The sequence below is a fragment of the Haladaptatus sp. ZSTT2 genome (assembly GCF_037081775.1).
Taxonomy (GTDB): domain Archaea; phylum Halobacteriota; class Halobacteria; order Halobacteriales; family Halococcaceae; genus QDMS2.
Genome location: NZ_JBAMHQ010000001.1, coordinates 1208888 through 1231393 on the forward strand (window position 1 = coordinate 1208888; position 22506 = coordinate 1231393).

21 protein-coding genes are annotated in these 22506 nt (G+C 56.3%); 7 read left to right on the plus strand and 14 right to left on the minus strand.

Going from position 1 to position 22506, the window contains the following annotated elements; all coding sequences use genetic code 11:
- Positions 1-56: 56 nt before the first annotated feature.
- Positions 57-1643 carry an alkaline phosphatase family protein gene (locus V5N13_RS06655; RefSeq protein WP_336360120.1) on the plus strand — a complete coding sequence of 529 codons (1587 nt, stop codon included), beginning with the start codon at positions 57-59 and terminating at the stop codon, positions 1641-1643.
- 285 nt (positions 1644-1928) lie between these two features.
- A complete protein-coding gene (locus V5N13_RS06660; RefSeq protein ID WP_336360121.1) occupies positions 1929-3074 on the plus strand; it encodes a hypothetical protein in 1146 nt (381 codons plus the stop codon).
- Between the two features lie 57 nt (positions 3075-3131).
- Here the strand turns inward: V5N13_RS06660 and V5N13_RS06665 are convergent, their stop codons facing one another.
- From V5N13_RS06665 to V5N13_RS06695, 7 genes are all read right to left on the minus strand, one after another.
- Positions 3132-4661 (minus strand): flippase, encoded by a 1530-nt coding sequence (locus V5N13_RS06665; protein WP_336360122.1) that lies wholly within the window; start codon positions 4659-4661, stop codon positions 3132-3134.
- Positions 4662-4853: 192 nt separating this feature from the next.
- Positions 4854-5999, minus strand: coding sequence for a GNAT family N-acetyltransferase (locus tag V5N13_RS06670; protein WP_336360123.1), 1146 nt, complete (start codon positions 5997-5999; stop codon positions 4854-4856).
- 163 nt (positions 6000-6162) lie between these two features.
- Entirely contained in the window at positions 6163-6966 is an 804-nt protein-coding gene (locus V5N13_RS06675) for an FkbM family methyltransferase (protein ID WP_336360124.1), read from the minus strand.
- Complete coding sequence (locus V5N13_RS06680) at positions 6963-8252, minus strand: carboxylate--amine ligase (RefSeq protein WP_336360125.1); 1290 nt, start codon at positions 8250-8252, stop codon at positions 6963-6965. Before V5N13_RS06680 ends, V5N13_RS06675 begins: the two co-directional genes overlap by 4 nt.
- A gap of 224 nt (positions 8253-8476) precedes the next feature.
- On the minus strand, positions 8477-9619 hold the full coding sequence (locus tag V5N13_RS06685; protein ID WP_336360126.1) for a GNAT family N-acetyltransferase: 1143 nt from the start codon (positions 9617-9619) through the stop codon (positions 8477-8479).
- Between the two features lie 105 nt (positions 9620-9724).
- Entirely contained in the window at positions 9725-9859 is a 135-nt protein-coding gene (locus tag V5N13_RS06690) for a hypothetical protein (protein ID WP_336360127.1), read from the minus strand.
- Positions 9860-10099: 240 nt separating this feature from the next.
- Positions 10100-10957 (minus strand): TrmB family transcriptional regulator, encoded by an 858-nt coding sequence (locus tag V5N13_RS06695; protein ID WP_336360128.1) that lies wholly within the window; start codon positions 10955-10957, stop codon positions 10100-10102.
- 88 nt (positions 10958-11045) lie between these two features.
- On the opposite strand from V5N13_RS06695, the gene V5N13_RS06700 reads away from it, so the two are divergent.
- Complete coding sequence (locus tag V5N13_RS06700) at positions 11046-11177, plus strand: hypothetical protein (protein WP_336361444.1); 132 nt, start codon at positions 11046-11048, stop codon at positions 11175-11177.
- A 186-nt stretch (positions 11178-11363) separates the two neighbouring features.
- Positions 11364-12659 carry an alginate lyase family protein gene (locus V5N13_RS06705; RefSeq protein ID WP_336360129.1) on the plus strand — a complete coding sequence of 432 codons (1296 nt, stop codon included), beginning with the start codon at positions 11364-11366 and terminating at the stop codon, positions 12657-12659.
- 48 nt (positions 12660-12707) lie between these two features.
- Here V5N13_RS06705 and V5N13_RS06710 read toward each other — a convergent pair whose 3' ends face one another.
- The gene (locus tag V5N13_RS06710) at positions 12708-13448 is read right to left on the minus strand and encodes an alpha/beta fold hydrolase (protein ID WP_336360130.1); all 741 of its coding nucleotides are present in this window, start codon (positions 13446-13448) and stop codon (positions 12708-12710) included.
- Between the two features lie 209 nt (positions 13449-13657).
- On the opposite strand from V5N13_RS06710, the gene V5N13_RS06715 reads away from it, so the two are divergent.
- Positions 13658-14503, plus strand: a complete 846-nt coding sequence (locus V5N13_RS06715) for an alpha/beta fold hydrolase (RefSeq protein ID WP_336360131.1) — start codon at positions 13658-13660, stop codon at positions 14501-14503.
- An 11-nt stretch (positions 14504-14514) separates the two neighbouring features.
- Here the strand turns inward: V5N13_RS06715 and V5N13_RS06720 are convergent, their stop codons facing one another.
- On the minus strand, positions 14515-14937 hold the full coding sequence (locus V5N13_RS06720; RefSeq protein WP_336360132.1) for an ArsR family transcriptional regulator: 423 nt from the start codon (positions 14935-14937) through the stop codon (positions 14515-14517).
- Positions 14938-15081: 144 nt separating this feature from the next.
- On the opposite strand from V5N13_RS06720, the gene V5N13_RS06725 reads away from it, so the two are divergent.
- On the plus strand, positions 15082-15633 hold the full coding sequence (locus V5N13_RS06725) for a hypothetical protein (RefSeq protein WP_336360133.1): 552 nt from the start codon (positions 15082-15084) through the stop codon (positions 15631-15633).
- 43 nt (positions 15634-15676) lie between these two features.
- On the opposite strand, the gene V5N13_RS06730 is transcribed toward V5N13_RS06725, so the two are convergent.
- Positions 15677-16150 (minus strand): pyridoxamine 5'-phosphate oxidase family protein, encoded by a 474-nt coding sequence (locus V5N13_RS06730; RefSeq protein WP_336360134.1) that lies wholly within the window; start codon positions 16148-16150, stop codon positions 15677-15679.
- Positions 16151-16392: 242 nt separating this feature from the next.
- Between V5N13_RS06730 and V5N13_RS06735 the strand changes: the two genes are divergently transcribed.
- Positions 16393-17811: a sugar transferase gene (locus tag V5N13_RS06735; protein WP_336360135.1), complete on the plus strand. Its 1419-nt coding sequence runs from the start codon at positions 16393-16395 to the stop codon at positions 17809-17811.
- Between the two features lie 33 nt (positions 17812-17844).
- Here the strand turns inward: V5N13_RS06735 and V5N13_RS06740 are convergent, their stop codons facing one another.
- From V5N13_RS06740 to V5N13_RS06755, 4 genes are all read right to left on the minus strand, one after another.
- The gene (locus tag V5N13_RS06740) at positions 17845-18942 is read right to left on the minus strand and encodes a glycosyltransferase (protein WP_336360136.1); all 1098 of its coding nucleotides are present in this window, start codon (positions 18940-18942) and stop codon (positions 17845-17847) included.
- 47 nt (positions 18943-18989) lie between these two features.
- Entirely contained in the window at positions 18990-20075 is a 1086-nt protein-coding gene (locus V5N13_RS06745) for an O-antigen ligase family protein (RefSeq protein WP_336360137.1), read from the minus strand.
- A gap of 125 nt (positions 20076-20200) precedes the next feature.
- Positions 20201-21298: a glycosyltransferase family 4 protein gene (locus V5N13_RS06750; protein WP_336360138.1), complete on the minus strand. Its 1098-nt coding sequence runs from the start codon at positions 21296-21298 to the stop codon at positions 20201-20203.
- Between the two features lie 50 nt (positions 21299-21348).
- Entirely contained in the window at positions 21349-22431 is a 1083-nt protein-coding gene (locus tag V5N13_RS06755) for a glycosyltransferase (RefSeq protein ID WP_336360139.1), read from the minus strand.
- Positions 22432-22506: the final 75 nt, after the last annotated feature.

Below are 22506 nucleotides of genomic sequence, written 5' to 3' on the forward strand. Positions count from 1 at the left end.
GACATACGGTTCCGACGTTCCACAAACAGAGTCAGAACCCAACGCAGTCACTCATCATGAAAACAAATACTGAACTGAACTCAAGAGCATTCGTTCTTGGACTAGACGGGGTACCGTGGGATTTGATAGAAGAATGGGTTGGAGAGGGAGAACTCAAGCACTTCGGAACGGTGATGCGAGAAGGGGCGGCAGGTCCACTCACGAGCACGGTACCAGCAACGACGCCGCTCGCGTGGCCCTCGATTGCAACGGGTGTCAGACCCGATAAACACGGTATCTACGGGTTCCGCCGGCTCACAGAAAACTACACCCATCAGGTGTACACCGGCAACGACGTGAAACAGCCCACACTCTGGGAGATGCTCTCACCGGCCATCGTCGGGAATGTGCCGATGACCTATCCGGCGCGTGAAATCAACGGAACCATCGTCGCCGGGATGATGACGCCGCAGATTGGCGAGGGGTTCACCTATCCGCCGTCTCTGAGCGACGAAATTACGACCCGAATTCCGGACTACCAAATCGCCCTCGATTGGAGCCAGTATCTGGACTCGAAAGACGAGTTTCTGCCAGATCTAAACGCCCTCGTCCAGAATCGAAGAGAGTTGATGCGCCTGCTCATGGCAGACGACGACTGGCGACTGTTCTTCTTCGTGTACACGGCTCCAGACCGCCTCCAACACATCATTTGGGAAGAGGACATCCTCCTCGAACACTACCGGTACTTAGACGACATCCTCGGTGAGGTCATGGCGTACGTCGAGGCTCACGACGCGACGCTGTACATCGTCTCCGACCACGGCTTTGGGCCCATCGAAAAGAAAGTCGCAGTCAATCGCGTACTCGCAAATGAGGGGCTGCTCACCCAGCGAAAGCAAAAAGGTGTCCGTGGAACGCTCTCTAAACTTGGAATCACCAAAGACGGGGTGATGGGTGTGCTCTCCCGGCTTGGCATCGACGACGAGATGGTCGTAGACCACCTCCCACAGTCGGTGACGGCGCAGGTGGCAAAGCAGATTCCCGGCGCACACTTCCTGTTCGATGTCGACCACTCGAACACGACAGCGTTCGTTTACTCGTTCGGTCACGTCTATGTAAACGACACGCGGAGATTCGAGCAGGGAATCGTCGATCCGACCGAAATTCCGGCCGTCAAGCGCCAGCTCAGGTCGGTGTTCGAAGGACTCACTGACCCTGAGACTGGCGAGCACGTCCTGCGGGTGACCGATGGTAAAGAGGAGTATCCCACGGATCCGACCGCACCAGACCTCATCGTTGAGCCACTCCCGCGGTACGATATCGCAACGGCACTCTCAGAGGAGATATTCACGCCGACACCAATGGCAGGAAACCACCTCCCAGAAGGGATCTTCCTCGCGTGGGGTTCCGACATCGCTGCCGGCAGTCGGCCAACCGACGCAACCGTCTACGACGTTGCACCGACTGTCCTCCACGGGCTCAGCGAAGCGATTCCCGACAATACGGATGGACGAGTACTCCGTGAAATCTTCACGCCCGAATCCATTCCCGCAACGGCCGAAATACGCGAAAAAGCGTACGCCAAAGGAGAGGTCATTGCGACCGTCGACGAGGATTTCTCCGATGTAGAGAACCGACTCCGTGGGCTCGGCTACATCGAGTAATGCTGCCGAGCGCTAAATGACCGCAGTATTTCACTTTTCCGTTAATTTCGTAATAACAATACGAGCACTCGCGTTACTAACGCTATGACCTCGAGGACGGGGTGTCAACCGAGCCGACGCGATGTGCTTCGGCTCGGCTCTGCAGCACTGGCAAGTGCACTCGCCGGGTGTTCCCTTTCTAACACCGATACCACGACAACCACGCCCGGAATGCCCTCGGACACGCCCCAATCACCCGAGGGGCCGACACCGTACACAAACGACCAGTTCGGGACGGTCATCAACATGGTTTCAGATGCCGGTGCAGACTCCTCTGGACACACCTCGATTCTACCGCTCCTCGAGGAGTATGCAAGCGATGATACTGTGTTGTACTTCCCGAACGGGAGATATTTGATGGATGATCTATGGGCATTCCCGGCGTTCTCGAATTTCGGTATCGTCGGTGAAGCAGCGACAATCGTTCCCCCCGAAGGGTACAACAGATACTTGTTCAATATCGGATCGATAGAGGAAGAATCGGGAACCGATTTCTTGTTCGAAAATATGCAGTTCGATTTTCGTGCGAAAGATACTGCACCGCGGCCGCTACAGGTAGCGGTCACGGATGGACTCATCGTCCGTGACGTAGTTGTTATGGGGATGTCCGGAACGGTTCGCTTTGATGTGACCAATGAGACTGGGTCAGGCGTCATCGAACGCCTACAAGTTCCCGATGGTGGAAAAGAACCCTACCCAACGGGACTTCTTATTAGTCCAGATAACCGTGGCGAGCTGACGATTACCGACTGCCATATCGCCGGTTTTCCGGGAAACGGTCTCTACGCCTCCGGGTCGGTTGGGCCGATAAACGTGATTGGTGGGTTCTATCTCAACAATGGTATCGCCAACGTCCGCGTTAGTAGCCCCGCCGTGGTTCGTGGTGTCCATGTTCGCTGTGATCGCTCCCCTGAAGGCTTTCAGAACATGCGGGGGATTCGACTCCGTAATGGCGATTCGGTGCTGATCGAAGACTGCACCATCGAGATGATTGACGTCACCTACAGCGAAGGTGCCATCGTCATCGAACCACGAATGAAATCAGCGATCATACGGAATACGGACATCCTCACGACAGCGGATAACGTCCTCGGAATCAACGCAAAAACACTCAAATCACCTGATGAAACAGCGCATATCCAATGCGAGAACGTCAAAATTTTTGGGACTGCACAAAACGATGCAGCGATTCGGATTGTCGACCGCGATAATTGCGTCTTCGAGAACCTCAGTATCGTCCAATCCGGTGCCAATAGAGATGGCGTCCATTTACTTCGTTCGGACAATGCGGTGATTCGCAATGCGACGATTTCGGTAACGCGAACACCAATTCTCGTCGAGGAATCAACCGGACTCAGCGTCAAAAACGTGACCACTAGCCCCCCGAAGTGAGAAGTGGATGGGAGTTCTTCGAGGCGGTCAGCGTTCCATTCTTGCGAAAATGCGACGCTACTCTTCTACGGGCGTTGGCAGGTAGTTTCTGAGGAACGTGAGTTCCCTGCCAATCGACTTCTCGACGAAGTCTAAGAACACGGCGTCCTCAGGCTGGAGGCAGCCAGCGAGCGTGATGACGACGAGTTCTGCGAGGCCGATGGCGACGACGAATACGACGAACGTGAGCGGCGTGAGCGTCATCACCGTCGAGAGCAGGTACGCAATCGGCCCGAGGACGAGGGGCACCACGAGGTAGGTGGTGACGGTGATACGCGAAAACGGCGTGATGCCGAACTTCAGCTTCAACACGAAGTAGACGACGGTGTTGCGGGCGACGTAGGCTGCCGTGGTAGCGACCGCCGCGCCCACGAAGCCGTAGCGCGGGATCAGGTAGACGTTCAACAGCAAGTTGAGCGTGAGTGTGATGACGTCCGCGAACAGCATGTGGGTCGTGTAGCCGAGTGCGGCGAGCGTCGTACGGTTGTGGCCCATCGCGGCGTCCGTGAGGAAGCCAAGCGAGAGGATGGTGAGCGCGAGACCCGCGGGGGCGTATTCGGGCGAGAAGAACATCGTGAGCAGTTCACTCGAAAAGATGAACACGGCGGCGAACGCCGGGAATGAGGCGATAAAGCCCCACTTGGTCGTCACCCGGTAGATCGAGGAGATGTCCTCATAGTTGCCCTCAGAGTCGAGCCGCGAGACGATTGGCAAGTAGAGGTAGCCAAACGCGGAAACGAACAGCATCAGGCTGCTCGCAAGCGGGTAGGCGGCGTTGTAGAGGCCGACCTCCGCAGACGAGCGGAAGAAACCGACCATGAGCGTGTCCATCTGCGTGAGCAAGATGGTCAGGAACATCGCAAGCGTGAGCGGAATCGAGTAGGCGACGATTTCCCGGGTGTGGGTCTTCACTGGGCCGTACAACGGGACGAGCCGGTTCGAGAAGTAGTGCACCACGAACAGTCCGAGCACGGAGGCGATGGCGTAGGCGTAGCCAACCGCGATGATGGAAAAGCCCATCGTGAGAATTCCGATGAGCAACAGTAGGCGGACGCCCGGACGGATAAGGTCTTCTGAGTAGAATTTGTACTTCGTGTTCTCCATGCCCCGGAGGAAGCCAACGCCGATGTTGACGCCGACGTTCACGGGGATGAGGAGGATGAAGATGGTGAGCAGGTCAGTCGAGACGGCATCGTCGAACAGGTACGTCGTGAGCAGGTCCATGTTCAGGTAGAGCGCGACTGCCATGAGCAGGCTCGTGATCATCGAGGCAGCGAAGCCAACGAGCCACACGCCGCGGATTTCCGCGGGGTCGTCGTAGCGCGAGACGAATCTGGGCATGCCGTGATTGAGACCGATGAGCGCGATGGTGAGGCCAACGGACATGATTGCGAGGCCAATGGTCACCTCGCCGTAGACCGCGGGCGTGAACGTGCGAGCGATGACGATGCGCTCTGCGAATCGGGATACCGATGAGAGCCCGACGCCGAGGAAGATGAGCGCCGAACTCGCAAGGAGCGCTAAGAGGTTATCATTCTTTGCAGACATATTTTGACAGGTGACACCGTCCCCGTGCCAGTGAACCGGTGGGCAGGTGGGTAGCGTGTGGGCACTGTATGGCTAGATACACTCCGAATCCACATTTCGTTATTCGTCGGCTACCAGCCACCGTCGCGATTGTTGCGGGCGTTACCAGCCGCCAAACGGGCGAATTGACGATGAAGAAGAAAACAGCTGCACTTAGCCGAACAGCCGTTCGCAATACGACATGTTCCATCCTAACGGGTTCACGAGCGCCGCCTCGATACCCGGCTGTGAGTGGTCGAGTCCGCCGAGCGGGCAGACGAGGAATGACGTCGGTTCGATGAACTTAGAGAGCGGGTAGGAGTTCCAGCGGGCGAAGCCGTGGGCCGCGAGGATTCGGTGGGGGATGACGTTGCCAGTCGCGCTGATGTGGTCAACGAAGTCAAACTCCGAGGTGATGCGCGAGAGGAGACACGAGAACGCCGCGCCGAGTTCGAAGCCGCCTGCGAGCGGTAAAATCTCCGTCAGGTTGGCCGTCATTGGCCCCTCACTGGTCTGTTCGAAGCCCACGACGATCGCTGCCTCTCGCACGCCGTTGCGGCTGGCAGAGTACATAACGAACTCCGTGTCGGGTTCGGCAAACCGCCAGTTGTAGAACTCCGCGTCCCGGCGGACGTGTGGCTGGTCTGTGTGTACCCTCTCGTGAATTTCGAGCAGGATGTCTGTCCGAACCGAGTCGTGGCGCGTGACGACGATGTCGTTGTCCGTGAGCTTGAGCATGTCTTGCACGCGGAGTTTGAGCGTGCCAACCGGGTTTGCGACCTTCGCGCCGAACTGGAGGGCTGGTGGGTGTTCGTCGGTGGTGAACGCCGTAAAGTTGTGAATCCGTTCGTACTTGTCGAACTGGCCGAGGTCGTGGTGTGTCCAGCGCTCGTCGTTCATCTTCATCATCCCTCGGCGTGAGGGCTCGTTTGCGTAGGTGAACGTCGCGGCGTAGTCGTCCCAGCACTCGTCTCGCATCCACTCGTACATCTTCGTCATCAGCCCCTGGCGGCGGTGGTCTGGGTGTACCATCAGGTCGATGAGCTGGAGGGCCATGACTGTCTCATTGCCTACCTGAATCGGGAGGGGCAACACCGGCCGGAAACCCCCAATCTCGCCGTCTTTCTCCGCGACGATGATGGGGACGAAATCCGCGTAGGGAAGCTGTTCGTACTTCCACGCGAACCACTCGGGCGTACAGCCGCTGAACGCGAGATTGTACAGGTTGAGAAACGCCTCTCGGTCGCGCTCATCGTACCATCTAATTGAATATTCGTCACTGGTGTAGTCGAGACTCGATGCCGTACGTGGGACGGACATATGGAGAGAGGTTCTGCTGGAACCTGAATAAGAATGAATCTCCTAACGATTGATGGGTCTGAGAGGTAAGTAGAGGTTAATCGCCCGCAGCAACCCGTGTGGCGAAAATCGGGCAACGAAGCGACACGACGGGCGGCGTGTCGCTCGTGTTATCAAGAGCAGTTCACGAACTGCGAGCCGCCCGCACGTAGTAGACGCCCTCTCGACTCCCGGCTGGCGTACCCAGGTTCGTGAGGGTGAATCCGGCGTCCGTGAGGAACTGTTCGACTTCCTCAACGGTCGTTCCGTACCGCTGCGGGCACTTTTCGGTGTGGAGTTCAGCGTAGATGAGCGAGACGTCTGCGAGCGCATCACCCATCCCTTCTAACACCTTCATCTCCGCGCCTTGGACGTCGATTTTCAACACGGTAGGCGCGGGAACCCCCTCCGTGATGGCCGTCTCGCCGCGCCGACACTCGACGGGCAGCCAGCCATCGGGAGCGAGATAGTGGTGGCCCGCCCCCGCCTCTGCGCCCTTCGCCCGGTCGTCTGCAGACGCCATCCGGCCGGGGCCATCGTCGTCTGTGAGCGCAACCGACGAGGTCTGCCACCGTTCGGATGGGGCGTTTGCTTCGAGGTTGGCGTGCAGGCGGGCTTCGTTCACTGGCTCCGGTTCGAAGCCAACGACGATCCCAGTGGTGAGTTTGTTCGCGATGAAGCAGGCGTAGATGCCGACGTTTGCGCCGATATCCCAGACGACCTCGTCGCCGTCTAAGTCCGCAAGGAGCGCAGCGAGGATGTCTTCTTCACCGAACAGCGTCGTCACCCGCTGGTATTCGAGCAGCGACGTGGTCGCAAACTCAGCCGTGACGTCGCCAACCTGACCGCGATGTCGCCACCCTTTCGGGGCAGCGCGCACCAGCAGGTAGCTTTTCCGGGCGAGCGGGGCGAGCCCCGCAGCCTCGACGAACTGCCAAACGCGGCTCATCGGTCGTAGACGGAGATACCTTTCTTCCGGTTCGACCGCACCTTAAGCGAGCGCGGGATGAGCCCGAGGAAGGGCAGCGGGTCGTCAAGGTTGAGGAACACATCGCGCGTCGTGAAAAACGACGTCGTGAACGGGATGAGCGCCTGGTATTGGTTGCGCGAGAGCTGCTCTCGCAGCCACATGATGTCCGTGTAGAACAGCTTTCGCTGTTTGACGTCCGTCCGATACTCTGGCTCCGGAATCGTCTGCCAGTTGGCGATATCGACGCCGCCACTCGTCGCCACGACGGGCTGTTCGGCACGCGGCTTGTCGAAGGGGAACTGGCCGGTCAGTTGCTTGTAGTGAAGCCACGGCACGTCAACGCCGCTGTTGATGGTGAGCGCGAGCGACCCCCAGTAGCGACCGTTCACCTCGAGCAGGTAGAAGTCGCCGTCTGGCATCTTCATGAACTCGACGTGTACCGGCCCGTTCCAGTCGAGCGCCCGGACGATTTCGTCTGCGTAGACTTTCATCCGCGGCTCCCACGTCCCCTGTCTGACAGCGCCGATCCCACCGGAAGGTGGATAGACTCGATACTTCTTGTGCTGGAAGAACGTCACCAACTCGCCTTCGTGTGCGAGACCGACCGTCGCCATGGTCTCGACACCGTCTATGAACTCTTGGACGAGTGGGTACTCGAATTGGCGTCCCGACCACTTGCCGATAATCTCCTCGAAGCGTTCGACGAGGTCTTCCTCGGGGCCGACGTAGTTGACCCCCGACATCCGATTCGTCGTCGACTGGCCACTGTCCGTGGTGAACGTCGTCCGGCGCGGTTTGATGACGACCGTATAATCGCGGTCTTTGTCGATTTCCGCGACATCCGCAAGCGACTGCGGCGAGAACGTCCTCGGGCTCGGGATTGGCAACCCGTCTGCCAACTCGAACAACCGCTTTTTGTCGTTCGCGTTGAGGTGGGTCTCCCAGTCTTCTGCCCCCACTTTCGTGCCCGTCGATTCAAGCCGCTCTTTGTGCCGCGACAGAACAGTGGTCATCACGTCCGTTACGGCGAACACCGCCGCGTAGTCATTCGAGGCTAAATGCTCGTACAGATGGTCAACGAATACGCTCTCGTCTTCTGAAACGTCTGGATGAATATACGATCCAGCAGTATACTTAGAAAGCATTCCAGGCAGATATTTGGTGTAGCCACCCGAAATCACCGAAACCCCCTTCTGCCCAAGCGTCCGACACAACGCCAGCGAATTTGGTCCCTGTCCATCAAGGACGAGAACTTTGTGCCCCATTACACCCGCATATACAGTGTAATCCTGCTTAAGTAGTAATCACATATACATGACTTTCAGCGGAAAGCCAAAAACTAACGCCCCCACGCCCACTGTGGGTTTGGCAAAATTATGCGACGAGAAGGCCGTGACCCCATCATTCCATCCGAATACACCCTGAGCGAATGGCGGTTATTAGTTGTATAACGAGCGTATTTCCGCGAGAGCGAGGCCTCCCTAAGACCTCAGCCCAACAACCGTTCGCAGTAGGTCGTGTTCCAGCCGTTGTGTCGTGTCAGGCCCTCAGTAACTACGGCGTCGTCTGCCGAGCCGCCGAGCGGGCAAACGAGCAGGTACGAAGGAGTGGCGAGCTTCGAGAGCGGGAAGGAATCGGTTGGCGAAAAGCCGTGGGCTGAGAGCACGTTCCGAGAGAGTGTCCCGTTCGTCGCACAGAGGTGGTCAACCGTGCCATAGTCGCGCGTGATGTGTGAAACGAGTGCGGAGAACTCGGGGACCCGCGCCTCGCTACCGGCGAGTGGCAACACCTCGACGAGCTGTGCGGTCGAGGGCGACTCGGTGAGGTGGTCGGTGCCGACGACGATGGCAGCGATCGGCAGCGCGTCGCGCATCGCAACGTAGGTAACGAACTCCCGTCCCGGTTCGGCAAACCGCCAGTTGTAGAACGTTTCGTCGCGCAGGATGTGTGCGGTTTCTGGCACGGCCGTCTTGTAGAGGCTCGCGAGCAACGAGACGGGCACCGACTCGTGGCGAACGACGCGAATCGTCGGGTCGACGCTGGCGAGGCGGTCACCGATGCGGTGTTTGAGTCGGTAGGCGGGCGTGGCGAGGGTCGCGCCGAGGCGGACCGAACGCGAGTGGTCATCTCCAACGAACGCAGCGACGTTGTTCAGGCGTTCGTATTTGACGAACGGGCCGAGGTCGTGGTCGGTCCACCGCTCGGCTTGCATCTTGAGAATGCCATCGCGCGCCGCTTGCGTCGCGTAGGTGAACGTCGCGGCGTAGTCGTCCCAGCAGTTAGTTTTCATCCAGCGTGAAAGCGTCGTCATCAGCCCCTGTCTGCGGTGGTCAGGGTGGACAACGAGGTCGGCCAGTTGGATCACGGGGACGGTGTTGTCTGCCACACGGAGCAAAAGCGGGATGAAGGGCCGAACCGCGCCAATCTCGCCGTCTTTCTCCGCGACGATGATGGGGACGCGCTCTGCGTACGGGTTTTGCTCGTATTTCCACCGAAACCACTCCTCGCCGCGGCTGGCGAATGCGAGCGAATAGAGGTCGATAAACGCCGCTCTATCCCGAGGTTTGTACCACCGAATCGTGTACTCCTCGCTGTCCGTAACTGCAGTTTGGACGTTCCCTTTAAGTGACATACACCCTTGATTCTGCTGGAAATAGGTTAAGAATGAATGTCTTAACAACGTAGTTGAATCTCAGAAACCGCGGTCTGTCTGTGAAACGAGTGCGAGAAAAACCGCCTACGACGTGTGCGTCGCGTCTGATTGTGTCTCTGGGGTAATTTCTACGTCGAACGCACAGCAGTACATCGCAACAGAGAGGTCTGCTCGCCGGTGAGTCGGTCGAAGCGCGGAGAGGAAGGTAAACACGCCCATTTTAGGCTAGCCTAAAACACGGACGAGCAAAAAGCTGTTGGCGGCGATACGGAGATAAGAGTCGTCCTCATAACAGGTTACAATGGGCATCCTGACCAAACTCCTCGGCGCGAAATGGGAGTGTGCCAACTGCAAAAAGGCCTACCGAAAGGCACCACGTAAGTGTTCGAACTGTGGGCACACGGTGTACAATCGAGTCCGTGACGACTGAGGCGGGCAGTAGGGACACACGTGCTATTCTTACCGGGAGTGGCCAACGTCATTGACGCTTTCGTAGTTCCAGATGAGGTCGAAATAGCGCTTCAGCCCCGCGACGAACGAGCCGTTTTCCGTGACAGCTGCCTGCCGCATGTGGAGGGGGACGTTAAGCTCTTCGACGAGTAAGATGGCGCGACCCGAATCGTAGGCCATACTCGGGTCGATGAACGTGCCGCGCCACGGCAGCTTTTCTTCGCTATAGCGAATCGAAACGTCTGGATACGCCGTTTCGAGCGTGTCAACCCGTGCCTGTTGGATGTCGCGGTTTTGCTCGGTGAGGTGGTCGGGATGGAGGAACAGCACTTGGAGTGTGACGCCGCGGTCGAGGGCTCGCACGAGGGCGGGTTCGATGCTCGGCAGGTACTCGAAGCTCTTGGTGAGGACGGACACGGTGTCTGTTGCATCGTGGTACAACTGGCGGGTTTCTGTCTCACTCGGGTCGCCCACGTCGACCGCCCAGAACAGCTCTTCGGTCGGGCGGATGTCCTCGCTCGCGCGTTTGTAGCGTGGCTCGAAGGTTTCGAGAAACTCCTCGCGGATGTCGTCGAGCGAGGCACGATACGACTCGAACTGCTGGCGCTCGTTTTCCTCCGCACGGGCGAGGATTTCAGCGGGTGCTTTTGGTTGGTACTGCTTTGGTCGCCCGGGAATGATTTTGATGAACCCACGGTCACCGAGGCCATCGAGGACGCTGTAGATGCGTGCCCGGGGGATGCCCGTCGCCTCAGCGAGATTTGGCGCTGTGGTGCGCCCGAGCGACAGCAGATGTTCGAGCGACTGCATCTCATACTCCTTGAGATTGAGCCGTTCGAGCAAGCGCCGCGTGTCGTCGTCGGTCATGTAGTCGTACGCACGAGATGCAGGGATAACAGCGGTTCGGGTTTGAGAAACGTTTATGCTATCAGCCGAGACAGTCGTTACTAAGATTGTGAGTAACATGACTGACTGCCAAACTGACGACCGAGCACACCTCGCCGATATCGAAGCGGGAGCCGGCTGTGTCGAAATCTGGGAGAAACTCAGCGAGCGGCGCGCAGCGGCGGAGAACAAAGAAGAATAACTCGGCAGATTCGGCGGGAAAGCTGGTTCGCCGTTTGTCCGAATTGGACGTTTTCTACTGGTTCCGTGTGTCGTGCTATCATTGAGTGAGAAGGTGCATTGCTAAATCTGTGGCCCCCCTATTTGCATACAATTCACCGTTGCAGACGGTGTGTACCGAGTTCTGCAGGGGTATGGGGTGTCTCACGTGGAAACTGCGGATGAGCGCGATGGGGGAGACGGGTTACGGAGTGACGATGAAACACCGCGAGGGCTGTACCGGCGTTCTTTCCTCGCAGCCGCACTCGGGGCGGGCGTCGCGCTCGCGGGCTGTGTCCAGCAACCAACCGAACAGCCGACGACAACACAAACGGGAGACGACCTTGAGCCGACGACGACAATCACGCCCACTGAGCCAGCGTACGTCACCTATGCGGGCTTTCTCGACGAAGACGAACTCACGGCGATTCAGCGGAAGGTTGCGGCGCGCGAAGACCCATGGTACAGCGGCTTTCTCGCACTCAGACGGAGTGCGAACCGGGCACTCGGGACGAGGCCGACGAGTGTCGTGACGAATGGCGCGCCTGACGGCGTGGCGGCAAACCGGTTTGCGACCGACGCAGACCGCACCGACTACTCGAACGCCCTCCAGATGAGCCACGCCATCCGCGACCTCGGGATGGCGTATGCGTTCACCGGCGACGACCGCTACGCACAGAAGGCCATCTCGCTGCTCGACCACTGGTGTCTCGACCCCGAGACGGCGATGTACCCCTCCGGACGAAATCACGGGGAGGCGTACTTCTCGATCGAGATTTACATCACCATCCCCACGATGATTTATGGCGCGTCGTTCCTCTCGGGTCACGAAGCGTGGGCAGAGACCCACGGCGGCGAGGCAGCTTTCAGAGCGTGGGTCGAGGCGTTCCGCCAAGACCTCGAAGCCGGGCGCGAGCAGAACCGCTATACTGGCGTGGTCAAGAACAACATCTTCGCGTGGTGGATTTTCTCCCGTGCGACCGCTGCCGCGTATCTGGACGACAGAGACGCGCTCGACACGGCGTTCGACGACTGGCGAAGTGGCGCACTCGACCAAATTACCGAAGACGGACTGCTCGAATACGAACGCCAGCGCGAAGACGGCCTGCAGTACTCGATGTACGGCCTGAAAGCGCTCACCATGACCGCCGAAATCGCGCGCCACTACGACGAAGATCTCTATGACTATCGGACAGCGGATGTTCCAGAAACGAGCGCCCTCAAGCGGGCGTTCACCTACTACGCGAGATACGTCGCAAGCAGTGACGGCTGGGAGTGGGGCATTGGGGATAACGGCTATACCAAAGACGAACAAGAGGAGGGTGCATCGGTGTACGAACTCGCCTACTCGCAATGGAGCGATGATGCCTACCTCGATGCGGTCAATGCGGTGGGCAGGCCAGTGTTCGACCGTCGGATTTTGGGGTGGACGTCGCTCACGCACGCGAATCGGTTTGCGTTGTAACGTGGTGATTTCGAGCGTTGGAGTTGGTTCAAATAGTGCTCCACCTCGTTACGCAACCTGCTCGATGAAACCCAGCACTGTCTCTACAAACAGTTCCGGGTTTGTGTAGTAGGCGACGTGTTCCTGGCCGTCCAACGTGACGATTCGACTGTTGGGGAGCGCGTCAGCCACCGCCGCCGTCGCGTCACGGAAAGAAGATGGACTGTTGCCCCCCGCCAGCAAGATGGTTGGCGTCGTCACCGCAGCGAATCGGCGTGGGTCGAACACATACGCCTCTTCTGCGTACGCCTCGCGGAGCACTGTGTGGGCAGCCTTCACGCGAGACGGCCAGGCGGGAGAGGCGCACAGCGCGTCAATTTGGTCACCCGAGAGCTCCGCGATCTCCCGCAAGAACAAGTGGAGCATCTGTTCGTTTGCTCCGCCAGTGAGAAGCGACTGCATCTCGGCGAGCACCTCGTCGTCATAGAGATGGCCGCGCATCGGAATCGCCGGTTCGTAGAGGATGAGCCCGCAGAGCGTGTTCGTTTGCACGGCCGCTTCCAGCGCACAGAGTCCGCCGAACGAGTGGCCGAACAACACCACCGGTTGGTCGATGGCTTCGACGAGCGCCACAACGTCTTCTGCCTCCCGTTCAAGGGCGTACTCGGCTGCATCGCCGCTCTCCCCGCGCCCCCGGCGAATCATCGCGTACAGCGTGACGTGGTCTGCAAGCAAGGGACTAATCGCGCGCCAACTCGTGTGATCCGCACTCGTCCCGTGAACGAGGACGAGTGGAGGACCACGTCCCATTCGTTCGTATGCAATCTGCGTTCCATCCGGCGATACTACCGTCTCAAAGGCACCTGAAGAGTTCATCACCACTCACCGCACCCCGTTTGCCTGCGCCTGAGCAGGCACTAGCAGCTAGTACGATTCACAGAGTGGTAATCGTTCGCAACTGTCGGGAGAGGTGTAGTCTTGGCGAGTCTCTTTGACAGTGGAGAAACAAGTCTCTCTGAATGAGTGACCCGCAAAACCACTACGCGACTGTCGATGGCCACCGACTCCACTACCTGCGAGCGGGGGCGAGTGGCCCGCCCGTTGTCTTGCTCCACGGTGGCATCATCGACGCCGCACACCTCTCGTGGGGAGCCGTCATCGAACCGCTCGCAGAACAGTTTCAGGTGTACGCCCTCGATTTGCTTGGCTACGGGCAAAGCGACATCCCTGACGGCCCGTACACGACCGACCGCCACATCGACATGCTCGATGGCTTCCTCGATGCAGTCGGCCTCGACGAGACGAATCTCGTGGGTATCTCGCTCGGTGGGGGCATCGTGTTGGGATTCACCCTACGAGCACCAGACCGCGTCTCTCGGCTCTGTCTCATCGACAGCTACGGCCTCGGGAACGAGTTGCCAAACGGCCGCCTCTCGTACGTCCTCGCGCAAATCCCGCAGTTCAACCGGCTCTCGATTGGGCTGTTGAAACGCAGTCGAAAGCTCGCGCGGGCGAGTCTTGGGTCGATTGTCTACGATCTCGACACGGTGAGCGAGCAGGTGGTGGACGACTTCTACGAACAGTTACAGCGACCCGGCGTGGCGACGGCGTTTCGAAGCTGGCGCAAACACGAGGTTACTCCCTCTGGGTACAGAACCGTGTACACCGACCGGCTGGACGAAGTAGACACGCCGACGCTCTTGCTGCACGGCGCGGCAGACGAGGTGTTTCCCGCGGCGTGGAGCGAACGTGCGGCTCGGCAGTTGGCGAATGCAGAGTGTACCGTGATAGCCGAGTGCGCCCACTGGCTCCCCCAAGAAAAGCCCGAGTTGTGCGTAGAGCGACTCACAGACTTTCTGGAGTAGGTGTGAGAACCCTATGCGTCCTCCCCAACTGCGGGGCGAGGCATCGACTGCATTTCGAGGATTTCAGGCGTCTTTTCCACCTTCGCGTAGGTTTCTCGCCAGACTGATTCCGCAAAGAGGTTGTTGCGGTCGAACAGTTCCCGAGCTTCCGGCGTGATTCGGTAGAACTTGTACGGGAGGTCACGACTGCGTTCACCGGCAGGGAGTTCGACCGCCTCGATAACACCCGCCTCGATGAGTTTGCGGAGGTGGCCGTCGATGGCGCTCCGGCCGATGCTCGGGTTGGTGTAATCGAGTTCGGGAACGCTCGGCATCCCTTTTGGGTGACCAACGATGTCGGCGATGAGGTTGGCGCGCGTGTCCTGCGTGATGAGTTTGAGCGCCGTCCACGTGTCGAACCCATCCGAGTCAACCGACTTGCTACTGTGGGCCATTAGCTACGGGTAGGTTCTCCGCCTGCATAACTATAGTGGTTGTGACCGGTATGGTTGGAACCAAAATGGTTGTGACTGTGATGGTTACCGTCGTGATGACCACTCCAATCACACCTTTATACCGGTACTGTATAGATGAAATCAATGGACGACGCCTTCTCTCAGCTCGTCGATGACACCAAACACGCGACCGAACAGGAGTCGCTCACGCCTGCTGAGTACGACCGACTCAAACGGGCGGTGAACGGTGACACGCTGTACCAACTCGTCCACGCAACGAATTCGTATTTTGTCCTGGGGAAGTACGATGGCGGTCCCCAAGAACGCCGCCTGATGGACGTCACGACTCGGCTCAACCGCCGTCCGAGTGCAGCCGCGTTCCTGATGAAAGACATTCCCGAAGCGTGGGAGTTCTGGACGATTAAGTTCAAGATATGTGCGACACGGGCGACGCACATCGTTCCTGTCCTCGAAGACAGCCACGGCGGCCACCACTGGGAAGCTGGCCAAATCGACCACGCACCGTTCCGCGAGAAGACCCATATCCTGAAACGAACGTACGATACGCGTGACGAAGAGTTCGCCAAGTTTTCGGGAATGATCGCGGATTACATCGAGCGCATGCAACGAACAGAACGGGTGTGTGAATGGCAAACCGAATCGGAACTCAGCGAGTGTACTGACGCCCTCCCATAGCCAGCTGCTGGAGTCATCCCCGACAGGTTCGTGACCAGTGAATTTAGTCGGCCGTTTCGAACCCTGCTGGAAGCCCGAGGTGCTTGATGCCCGTTGACTCCGTGATATCGAAGCGATAGAGCACTGTCTCCTCTGCGTCGATAACCTCCTTGAACAAGTCGGGACGCTGTGGGACGGCCAGGAGTTCGTCGAGTGCGCGGTCGTCGGTGTCCTCGACCCGATTGATGCTGCCCGTGAGGAGAACGCTCCGCCAGTTGAACATCGCCTCTGCACGATACACGAGGAAGCGTGCGGTGTCGGCCGCGTCGCTCAACAGTGCTTTACGTCCGGTCTCACCGCCAACGTAGAGGAAGTAGAGCCCGCGCTCGCCGTCGAACCAGAACGACAGCGGGCGCATACTCGGCGCGCCCTCGGTTGGAAGCGAGAGCACGCCCACGTGCTGGCTTGCGAGGAATCGCGCCACCTCGTCGTCGTCCATTTGAACTACCCCATACTCCCCCAGGTCGTCAATTGTCATCAGGTGAATAGACGATGATACGTTGGATAAAGCAGGCAGCTGAGTCTCAGCAAGTGAGATTGGTAGCACGGGACAGCATGCGAAAAATGCCGCACGAAAACACGGGACGGCTCACGCGAGGATAACATTTCGTGATGGGAGGCGTCTGAATCAATTAGTAGAATACATTGAAAATTAGAACCCCCTGACCGGTCACATCATTTGCAGAGAATTTATGCCGTATGAGTGCAGTTTAGTTGACAATGGTATCAGGGTGGGCGTATCGCACTGCGAGCGTCGCGGGCACGCTGCTGTTAACGGTTTTGGCCGTCCAAGTGGCCAATCATCCGATTGCTCAGCAGTTGTTCACGATGCTCCCTGTTTTAGAGCGGCTGCCCGCGACGACGCTTACCGGTGGGTCGCTCGTGTTGGCAGTTCTGACTGCGGTTCTCGTCGTGATTGGTGTGATGTTTCCACTGTTCAAACCCCAGCCACGGCGCATCCTCGACGTGATTGCCGTCACCCACAAACGCGTCCTGATTGCGGGACTCGCCCTCGCCGCGATTGGCTACTTCGACTATACGTATCGCCTCCCGCGGACGACGCTGTTGTTAGTGGTTGGCCTCTTGTTCGGCCTGCTCCCCGCGTGGTTCGTCGGCATTCGCAAATCTCCAGACGTCGGGGAGCGGGCGATTCTGGTTGGGGACGACCTCCGCGGCATGATAGAGCTGTTAGACGAGACGGAGCTGCCGGTGCTCGGGTACGTTGCCCCGCCGATGCCCGACCGCGGCATGGAACACGCACGCAAACAGTCGGTGACGCCGGGCACGGCGATGGCCGACGGCGGCGTGAACTTCGAGGAATTGCCGTGTCTGGGTGGGTTGTCTCGGTTGGAGAGTATTCTCGTCGAGTACGACGTGGACACCGTCTTGTTGGCGTTTTCGAGTACGGACCGGGCAGAGTTCTTCGGGACGTTGGATACGTGTTATGAAAACGGCGTACAAGCGAAAATACACAAACGCCACGCAGACGGCGTGTTAACCCATAATACGAGCCACGAAATTATTAGAAATGTCGATATTGAACCGTGGGATTGGCAAGATTATATGGTCAAGCGAACATTCGATATCGCCTTTTCACTCCTCGGGCTAATTGTGCTCTCACCGGTAATGCTGTTCATCGCACTCGTAATAAAATGGGACAGCAAAGGGCCAATATTCTACAGTCAACAACGGACCGCTGAGCGTGGCGAGACATTCAAAATTTACAAATTTAGGAGTATGGTCGTAGACGCAGAGAAAGAGTCTGGGGTGACCATTAGTAACGAAGATGCTGGCAGAGTCGATACGCGAGTTACGAGAGTTGGACAGATACTTAGAAGAACTCATCTCGACGAAATTCCCCAGCTGTGGCCAATCTTGAAAGGTGAGATGAGCGTGGTTGGGCCACGCCCAGAGCGTCCAGAGTTGGATGGTGAAATGGAGGTTGCGACACGACACTGGAACTCGCGTTGGTTTGTGAAACCGGGGTTAACTGGTCTCGCACAAATCAGTGGTGCAACGGGACTCAATCCGAAAGAAAAACTCCAATACGATGTCGAATATATCCAAAAGCAATCATTTTCATTCGACCTAAAAATCGTTGTCCGGCAACTCTATAGCGTGTTCAAAAATCTATTCTAGCTCTCAGTTATACGTTAGCTAGGTAAAGTGCAGTTAATACAATGAGCGGTACACATTGAGAGTCGATTCGATCATCTGTTTCTTATCAAAGTGTTTCTCAACGCGTTCTCGTGCTTTCTGTCCAAGCTCAGCCTGATAATCGACGTTTGAGGTTAACTGCGAGATTGCTTGGCGAAGCGGTTCTACCTCACCAGGAGGGACAGTAAGTCCGGTTTTACCATGGGGACTAACCCATGGAACACCAGTTGGCAACGCGGTGTTTATCACTGGCAAACCGTGGGCCATCGCCTCCAGTTGCACGATACCGAAGGCCTCAGAGGGTTCGATTGACGGAAAGACAAAAATATCTGAATTTTTATAATATTCGCCGAGTTCATCGTCCGAAACATAGCCATAAAAGCGAATATGCGCGTTTGTGTTCGTTGATTGAGCTAGTTCTTCGAGGGAGTCGCGTCGTGGGCCATCACCAACAATGAGTAACTCTACATTTAGTGGCCTCACCGCCTCAATCAATACTTCAACTCCCTTATAGTAATTCAATCGGCCGACGAAGAGCAGCGTCGGTCGCTCAGATAGAGTGAAATTTACCGGTGTAGGCGACGGATAGTCATCTATATTTATTGAAAGTGGGATGACGGTACACTTCGATTTGTGATTTTGAAGCTCACGCGAGTTTTGGAGCAAAGGCGGTGAAGTGACGATAATACGTTCGGCTTTCGAGAGGAACTCGTGTAAGAGAGGCCGGTAAAACTGTAAGCTACGAGCCTGCCGAACGATATCACTGTGGTAGGTGACAACCGTCGGCGCACGACTGTTCCCTACGAAGAAATCTGATGCTACAGCGAGTGGGTTTGGGAGGTGGTAATGAACTACGTCGTGGCTATTGTGGGCCTGCCTCAGATGATAGGGAAACGTTGGCGCAAGGGGAACGGACAAGGAGGTACCAAGACTTGAAGCACGCGTAACGCGGACATCAGAGAGCGTCTCAGAACGTCCAACACCACGTGGGACAGAACACAACACGTCTGATTCGTGCCCATATTCGATGACCCCTTCAGCGATGTCTCGAACCACTTGTTCGATACCGCCAACAGCTGGGAAGTATAGTTTATTGACCTGAGCTATTTTCACACTATTCCGTTCAGCACTCCTCAACGGTAATGTTGTTCATCGTGTGATTATTGCGTCGGTTCCTCAAGCGCAGTCGTTCCGAGAGCAAGTAGTACGATAAATAGTGGGTTTGTCAAGATAGGGTTGAATAAGCCCATTAACAGTATTCCCGCGAAGGAAACGCCGAGTGCAAGATAGATAACTGAAACCGAGCGTGAATCTCCACGAAGAATTGTGGCGCGTCCAATGAATGAACGAAGTGGTTGAACCACCACGTAAAGGAAGATACCAAGAGAGAGAATCCCGCCCCCTAACCAGATTCGAAGGAAGACGTTGTGAATGACGAATCCCTTCCTGTGCACGGTTGCCATCATCGGCTGGAACGCACCGTATCCAACACCAGTGAGCCAATATTCTGGGAGAAGTTCATACACGAGAGAATACATTGCGAACCGGTCGTGTCCAATAACGCTCCCAGAGACGTTCGATAGGGAGAGTGGTATTGTTGAGAAGATGCTGGTGAAAACACCCACCCCAAAGAGAAGTCCAACAACCACCACTACTGCACCAAAGAGAGAACAGATTCCCAGCACAACCACACTGGTTGTTAAATCGTACTCGCGAGCGTATGCATAGAGAAGTGTCAAACCAATGCTCAGAGGTACCAGTGTGATTAGCGCGCTTCGGGAATCGGTTTGAAAGAGAAATCCCACTGAAAGAAGCGAGACTGCAGCAAAGAAGAAGGTAGCTGAACGCTTCTGTGAAAGTTCGATCATACCCAAAAAAAGTGGGAAGAAAACGACAAGATGTCGAGCAATGCCGTTACTCGTAGTTCGAACAATGTCTTCGACAGGAGGAGAAACGAAATAAAGAGTAGTAGCGGACAATGAGGCGAGTCCAATCCAGATGAGAAGACCCCACCAACGTTCGATATCAAAGGGGCGAGATTGCCAATAACCCACGAGACCGAAGTAAAAGAGGAGCGAGAACGTCAGGTCGAATACACGATTGAGCGTGGCCAAGGGATACTGAGACCATGTGAGACTACTGAAAAGAAATACATATAGCGCCAAGAAAGCGAGGTTCGCTCTCGTTAATCGCACGGTATCTGTCTTGAGGACACTGAAACCGCCGATCACGCCAACAATAACCATTGCAACGCGTTCTGGAGTTAGATTGATAACACCCTCATAGTATATTGGAAGGTACTGAGAGAGCAATGCGACTGTGAGACAAGTGGCGACCAGCAGTCCACTCAAATGAGAGTTTTTCGTGTGGTTCATTTTTTGGGATCCGTTAGCGCTCTGTCGTAGCCCTCTTGAACACTGGCAACTACATCGCCCCACTCTACATCACTCGTCGTCTCTTCAGCCCCAGTTGTAATGGTTTCTAGTAACACTTCGTCTGAAAACACACGATTCAGTGCATCAAGAAGTGACGTGGTAGAATCATCAATAAATAAACCGTTCACCCCGTGAGAAAGAATTTCATCGATAGCACCGACCCTCGTCGCGAGAACCGGTGTTCCAACGGACATCGCTTCAATGACTACTCGTGGCATTCCCTCACTCGCAGACGGGAGGAGTAACACATCTGCGTTTGCGATGTGATTGACCGCCTCTGGATGGTTTACTTCTCCAGTCAACGTGACGTGTTCTGTGAGTGCAAGGCGGCGAAGACGGTCTTCGATTGCATCTCGTTCGGGACCTGCACCAACAATTCGCAGTCGTGCACTTGGGAAGCGTTCAATGTGCTCTGCGAAGGCGTCAATAGTGAGGAAAACTCCTTTTTCTTTGCGAAGCGCACCCACAAAAACGAGAGAATGCTCAGCACAGGTTGTAGGGTTATGTTGGGTGACAGAAACAAGCGGTGGATTAACGACTGGCGTGTGAATAATACGGGGTCGTGGAATCCCGGCAGAAACTAGCCGGTCTTCGATGTTCTGGGCACAGCTAAACCACACCGGAGTCCTCCCAATACGGACGAGAAACCGTGGGAACTCTTCATCACGGCAATCATACACTATCGGTCGGCTAGTCGTCGCCGTTGCAAATCCGACCCCAACAGCGAAAATTGACGTTGAATGGGAATGAACGAGGTCAATTCGATGATAGAAGATGAGTAGCAAAGTGAGGATGAAGGCAAAAAGCGGTTCATAAAGTGCACGGACTACCCGGGGAAAGAAACGAACTCGAGGGAGAGCTCTGTACACTATGGCCCCAGATTCAGTAGTCCGAAGCGGCTTCTCAGGATGAGTTGCAGTGAGAACGACGATCTCGATATCTTCAGAAAGGTCGTTAATCAACGAAGAATAGTAATTCGGGCCGCCGCCGCGATAAGGAGGGTAAATGGGTGTGAAAAGAAGCACTGAATCCATTGTTGTGGGCTTGTCATGGAGCGTAAATACAGTTATGAAATCGGTACATCTCACTTCGTGATTGCGAGTTGAATTGCTGAATTGAATCCAGTTTCCATCGCTTGATACGTAAATCCACTCGCGATTTCAGCAGACCGTTCACTCATAGTGTACGCCATTTCACTATCAGACAATATGCGGTCGAGTGCGCTTGCCAATTGAGTCGAGTTACGTTGTTCAACGATATACCCATTCTCACCGTCGATGACCACTTCGTGGGCCGCACCAACGGCATCAGAAACGATGACGGGTGTTCCGAAAGCCGCTGCCTCAAGACAGACTAATCCAAATGCGTCGCCCATACTCCCACCCGAGAAGGAGGAGTCGAGCGTTACCGAGGGGAGAACAAGCACGTCCGCTTGTTTGTAGTAGGAGGGAAGGTCTTCTTGTGAAAGCCATCCCTCAAACGAGACGTTATCGACGTTACAGGTTGCGACGAGTTCTCGGAGCCGTTGTTCGTCGCTTCCGGTACCACCGATTCGGAGCGAAATGGTATGGGATTGTTGTAATTGTGCCACTGCACGCACCAAATATTCAACGCCTTTCACCCGCTCTAATCGGCCAACGAATAAAATTGTCTGCGCAGAATCGTCACCTGTGTCTGGAGCGGTGGCTCTCTGAAATGCAGATGGATTATCCGAAAGCTGGCTCACTGTTGGCATCCAGATGACACGGTCGTCATCAGCGCCACACCAAACAGCAAATTCTTTGTGACGAACGCCGGGAACGAGACAGGCTGCAGAATAAGGTAGGACAACCCGATACAGCAATACGAGAAATCGGAATCTGAGATTTATAGTGGGAGGTTGGTAGCGTTCAGTCCACATTACATGTGGGATACCACGAAGACGGGCAATGAGAAAGATAGAGGCGGTTTGGAAAAGGCCAGTCATCCCACCCATCTCACCGTTTACAATGACGTCGTAGTCAGTCCGTAAGAGGTGGAATAGCAGTGAAAACGCGATGCCGAATCGCGTAGGAAACAATTGGTGGTTTACGCCTTCAACTGGTTCGGCTTGCCCTGATTTTGGGAAGAGAAATGTGGCCTCATACTTTTCAGAGACGTCCTGAAAGAAAGGAAGGCGATACTGCATGACGGTGTTGTGAACGAAAGCAATTGAAGCAGTTTGAGGGGAGGTCATAGCACAGTATATTTTGAACGTATCGTC

What these genes read in the sequence shown, in the direction of transcription:
- V5N13_RS06720 (WP_336360132.1), bottom strand. Translation starts at nt 14,937, where the DNA reads ATGGCCCACAGTAGCAAGTCGGTTGACTCGGATGGGTTCGACACGTGG.
- V5N13_RS06750 (WP_336360138.1), bottom strand. Translation starts at nt 21,298, where the DNA reads ATGGATTCAGTGCTTCTTTTCACACCCATTTACCCTCCTTATCGCGGC.
- V5N13_RS06715 (WP_336360131.1), top strand. Translation starts at nt 13,658, where the DNA reads ATGAGTGACCCGCAAAACCACTACGCGACTGTCGATGGCCACCGACTC.
- V5N13_RS06685 (WP_336360126.1), bottom strand. Translation starts at nt 9,619, where the DNA reads ATGTCACTTAAAGGGAACGTCCAAACTGCAGTTACGGACAGCGAGGAG.
- V5N13_RS06655 (WP_336360120.1), top strand. Translation starts at nt 57, where the DNA reads ATGAAAACAAATACTGAACTGAACTCAAGAGCATTCGTTCTTGGACTA.
- V5N13_RS06665 (WP_336360122.1), bottom strand. Translation starts at nt 4,661, where the DNA reads ATGTCTGCAAAGAATGATAACCTCTTAGCGCTCCTTGCGAGTTCGGCG.
- V5N13_RS06675 (WP_336360124.1), bottom strand. Translation starts at nt 6,966, where the DNA reads ATGAGCCGCGTTTGGCAGTTCGTCGAGGCTGCGGGGCTCGCCCCGCTC.
- V5N13_RS06690 (WP_336360127.1), bottom strand. Translation starts at nt 9,859, where the DNA reads ATGGGCGTGTTTACCTTCCTCTCCGCGCTTCGACCGACTCACCGGCGA.
- V5N13_RS06730 (WP_336360134.1), bottom strand. Translation starts at nt 16,150, where the DNA reads ATGACAATTGACGACCTGGGGGAGTATGGGGTAGTTCAAATGGACGAC.
- V5N13_RS06710 (WP_336360130.1), bottom strand. Translation starts at nt 13,448, where the DNA reads ATGGGACGTGGTCCTCCACTCGTCCTCGTTCACGGGACGAGTGCGGAT.
- V5N13_RS06745 (WP_336360137.1), bottom strand. Translation starts at nt 20,075, where the DNA reads ATGGTTATTGTTGGCGTGATCGGCGGTTTCAGTGTCCTCAAGACAGAT.
- V5N13_RS06725 (WP_336360133.1), top strand. Translation starts at nt 15,082, where the DNA reads ATGGACGACGCCTTCTCTCAGCTCGTCGATGACACCAAACACGCGACC.
- V5N13_RS06695 (WP_336360128.1), bottom strand. Translation starts at nt 10,957, where the DNA reads ATGACCGACGACGACACGCGGCGCTTGCTCGAACGGCTCAATCTCAAG.
- V5N13_RS06670 (WP_336360123.1), bottom strand. Translation starts at nt 5,999, where the DNA reads ATGTCCGTCCCACGTACGGCATCGAGTCTCGACTACACCAGTGACGAA.
- V5N13_RS06660 (WP_336360121.1), top strand. Translation starts at nt 1,929, where the DNA reads ATGGTTTCAGATGCCGGTGCAGACTCCTCTGGACACACCTCGATTCTA.
- V5N13_RS06755 (WP_336360139.1), bottom strand. Translation starts at nt 22,431, where the DNA reads ATGCAGTATCGCCTTCCTTTCTTTCAGGACGTCTCTGAAAAGTATGAG.
- V5N13_RS06735 (WP_336360135.1), top strand. Translation starts at nt 16,393, where the DNA reads ATGGTATCAGGGTGGGCGTATCGCACTGCGAGCGTCGCGGGCACGCTG.
- V5N13_RS06680 (WP_336360125.1), bottom strand. Translation starts at nt 8,252, where the DNA reads ATGGGGCACAAAGTTCTCGTCCTTGATGGACAGGGACCAAATTCGCTG.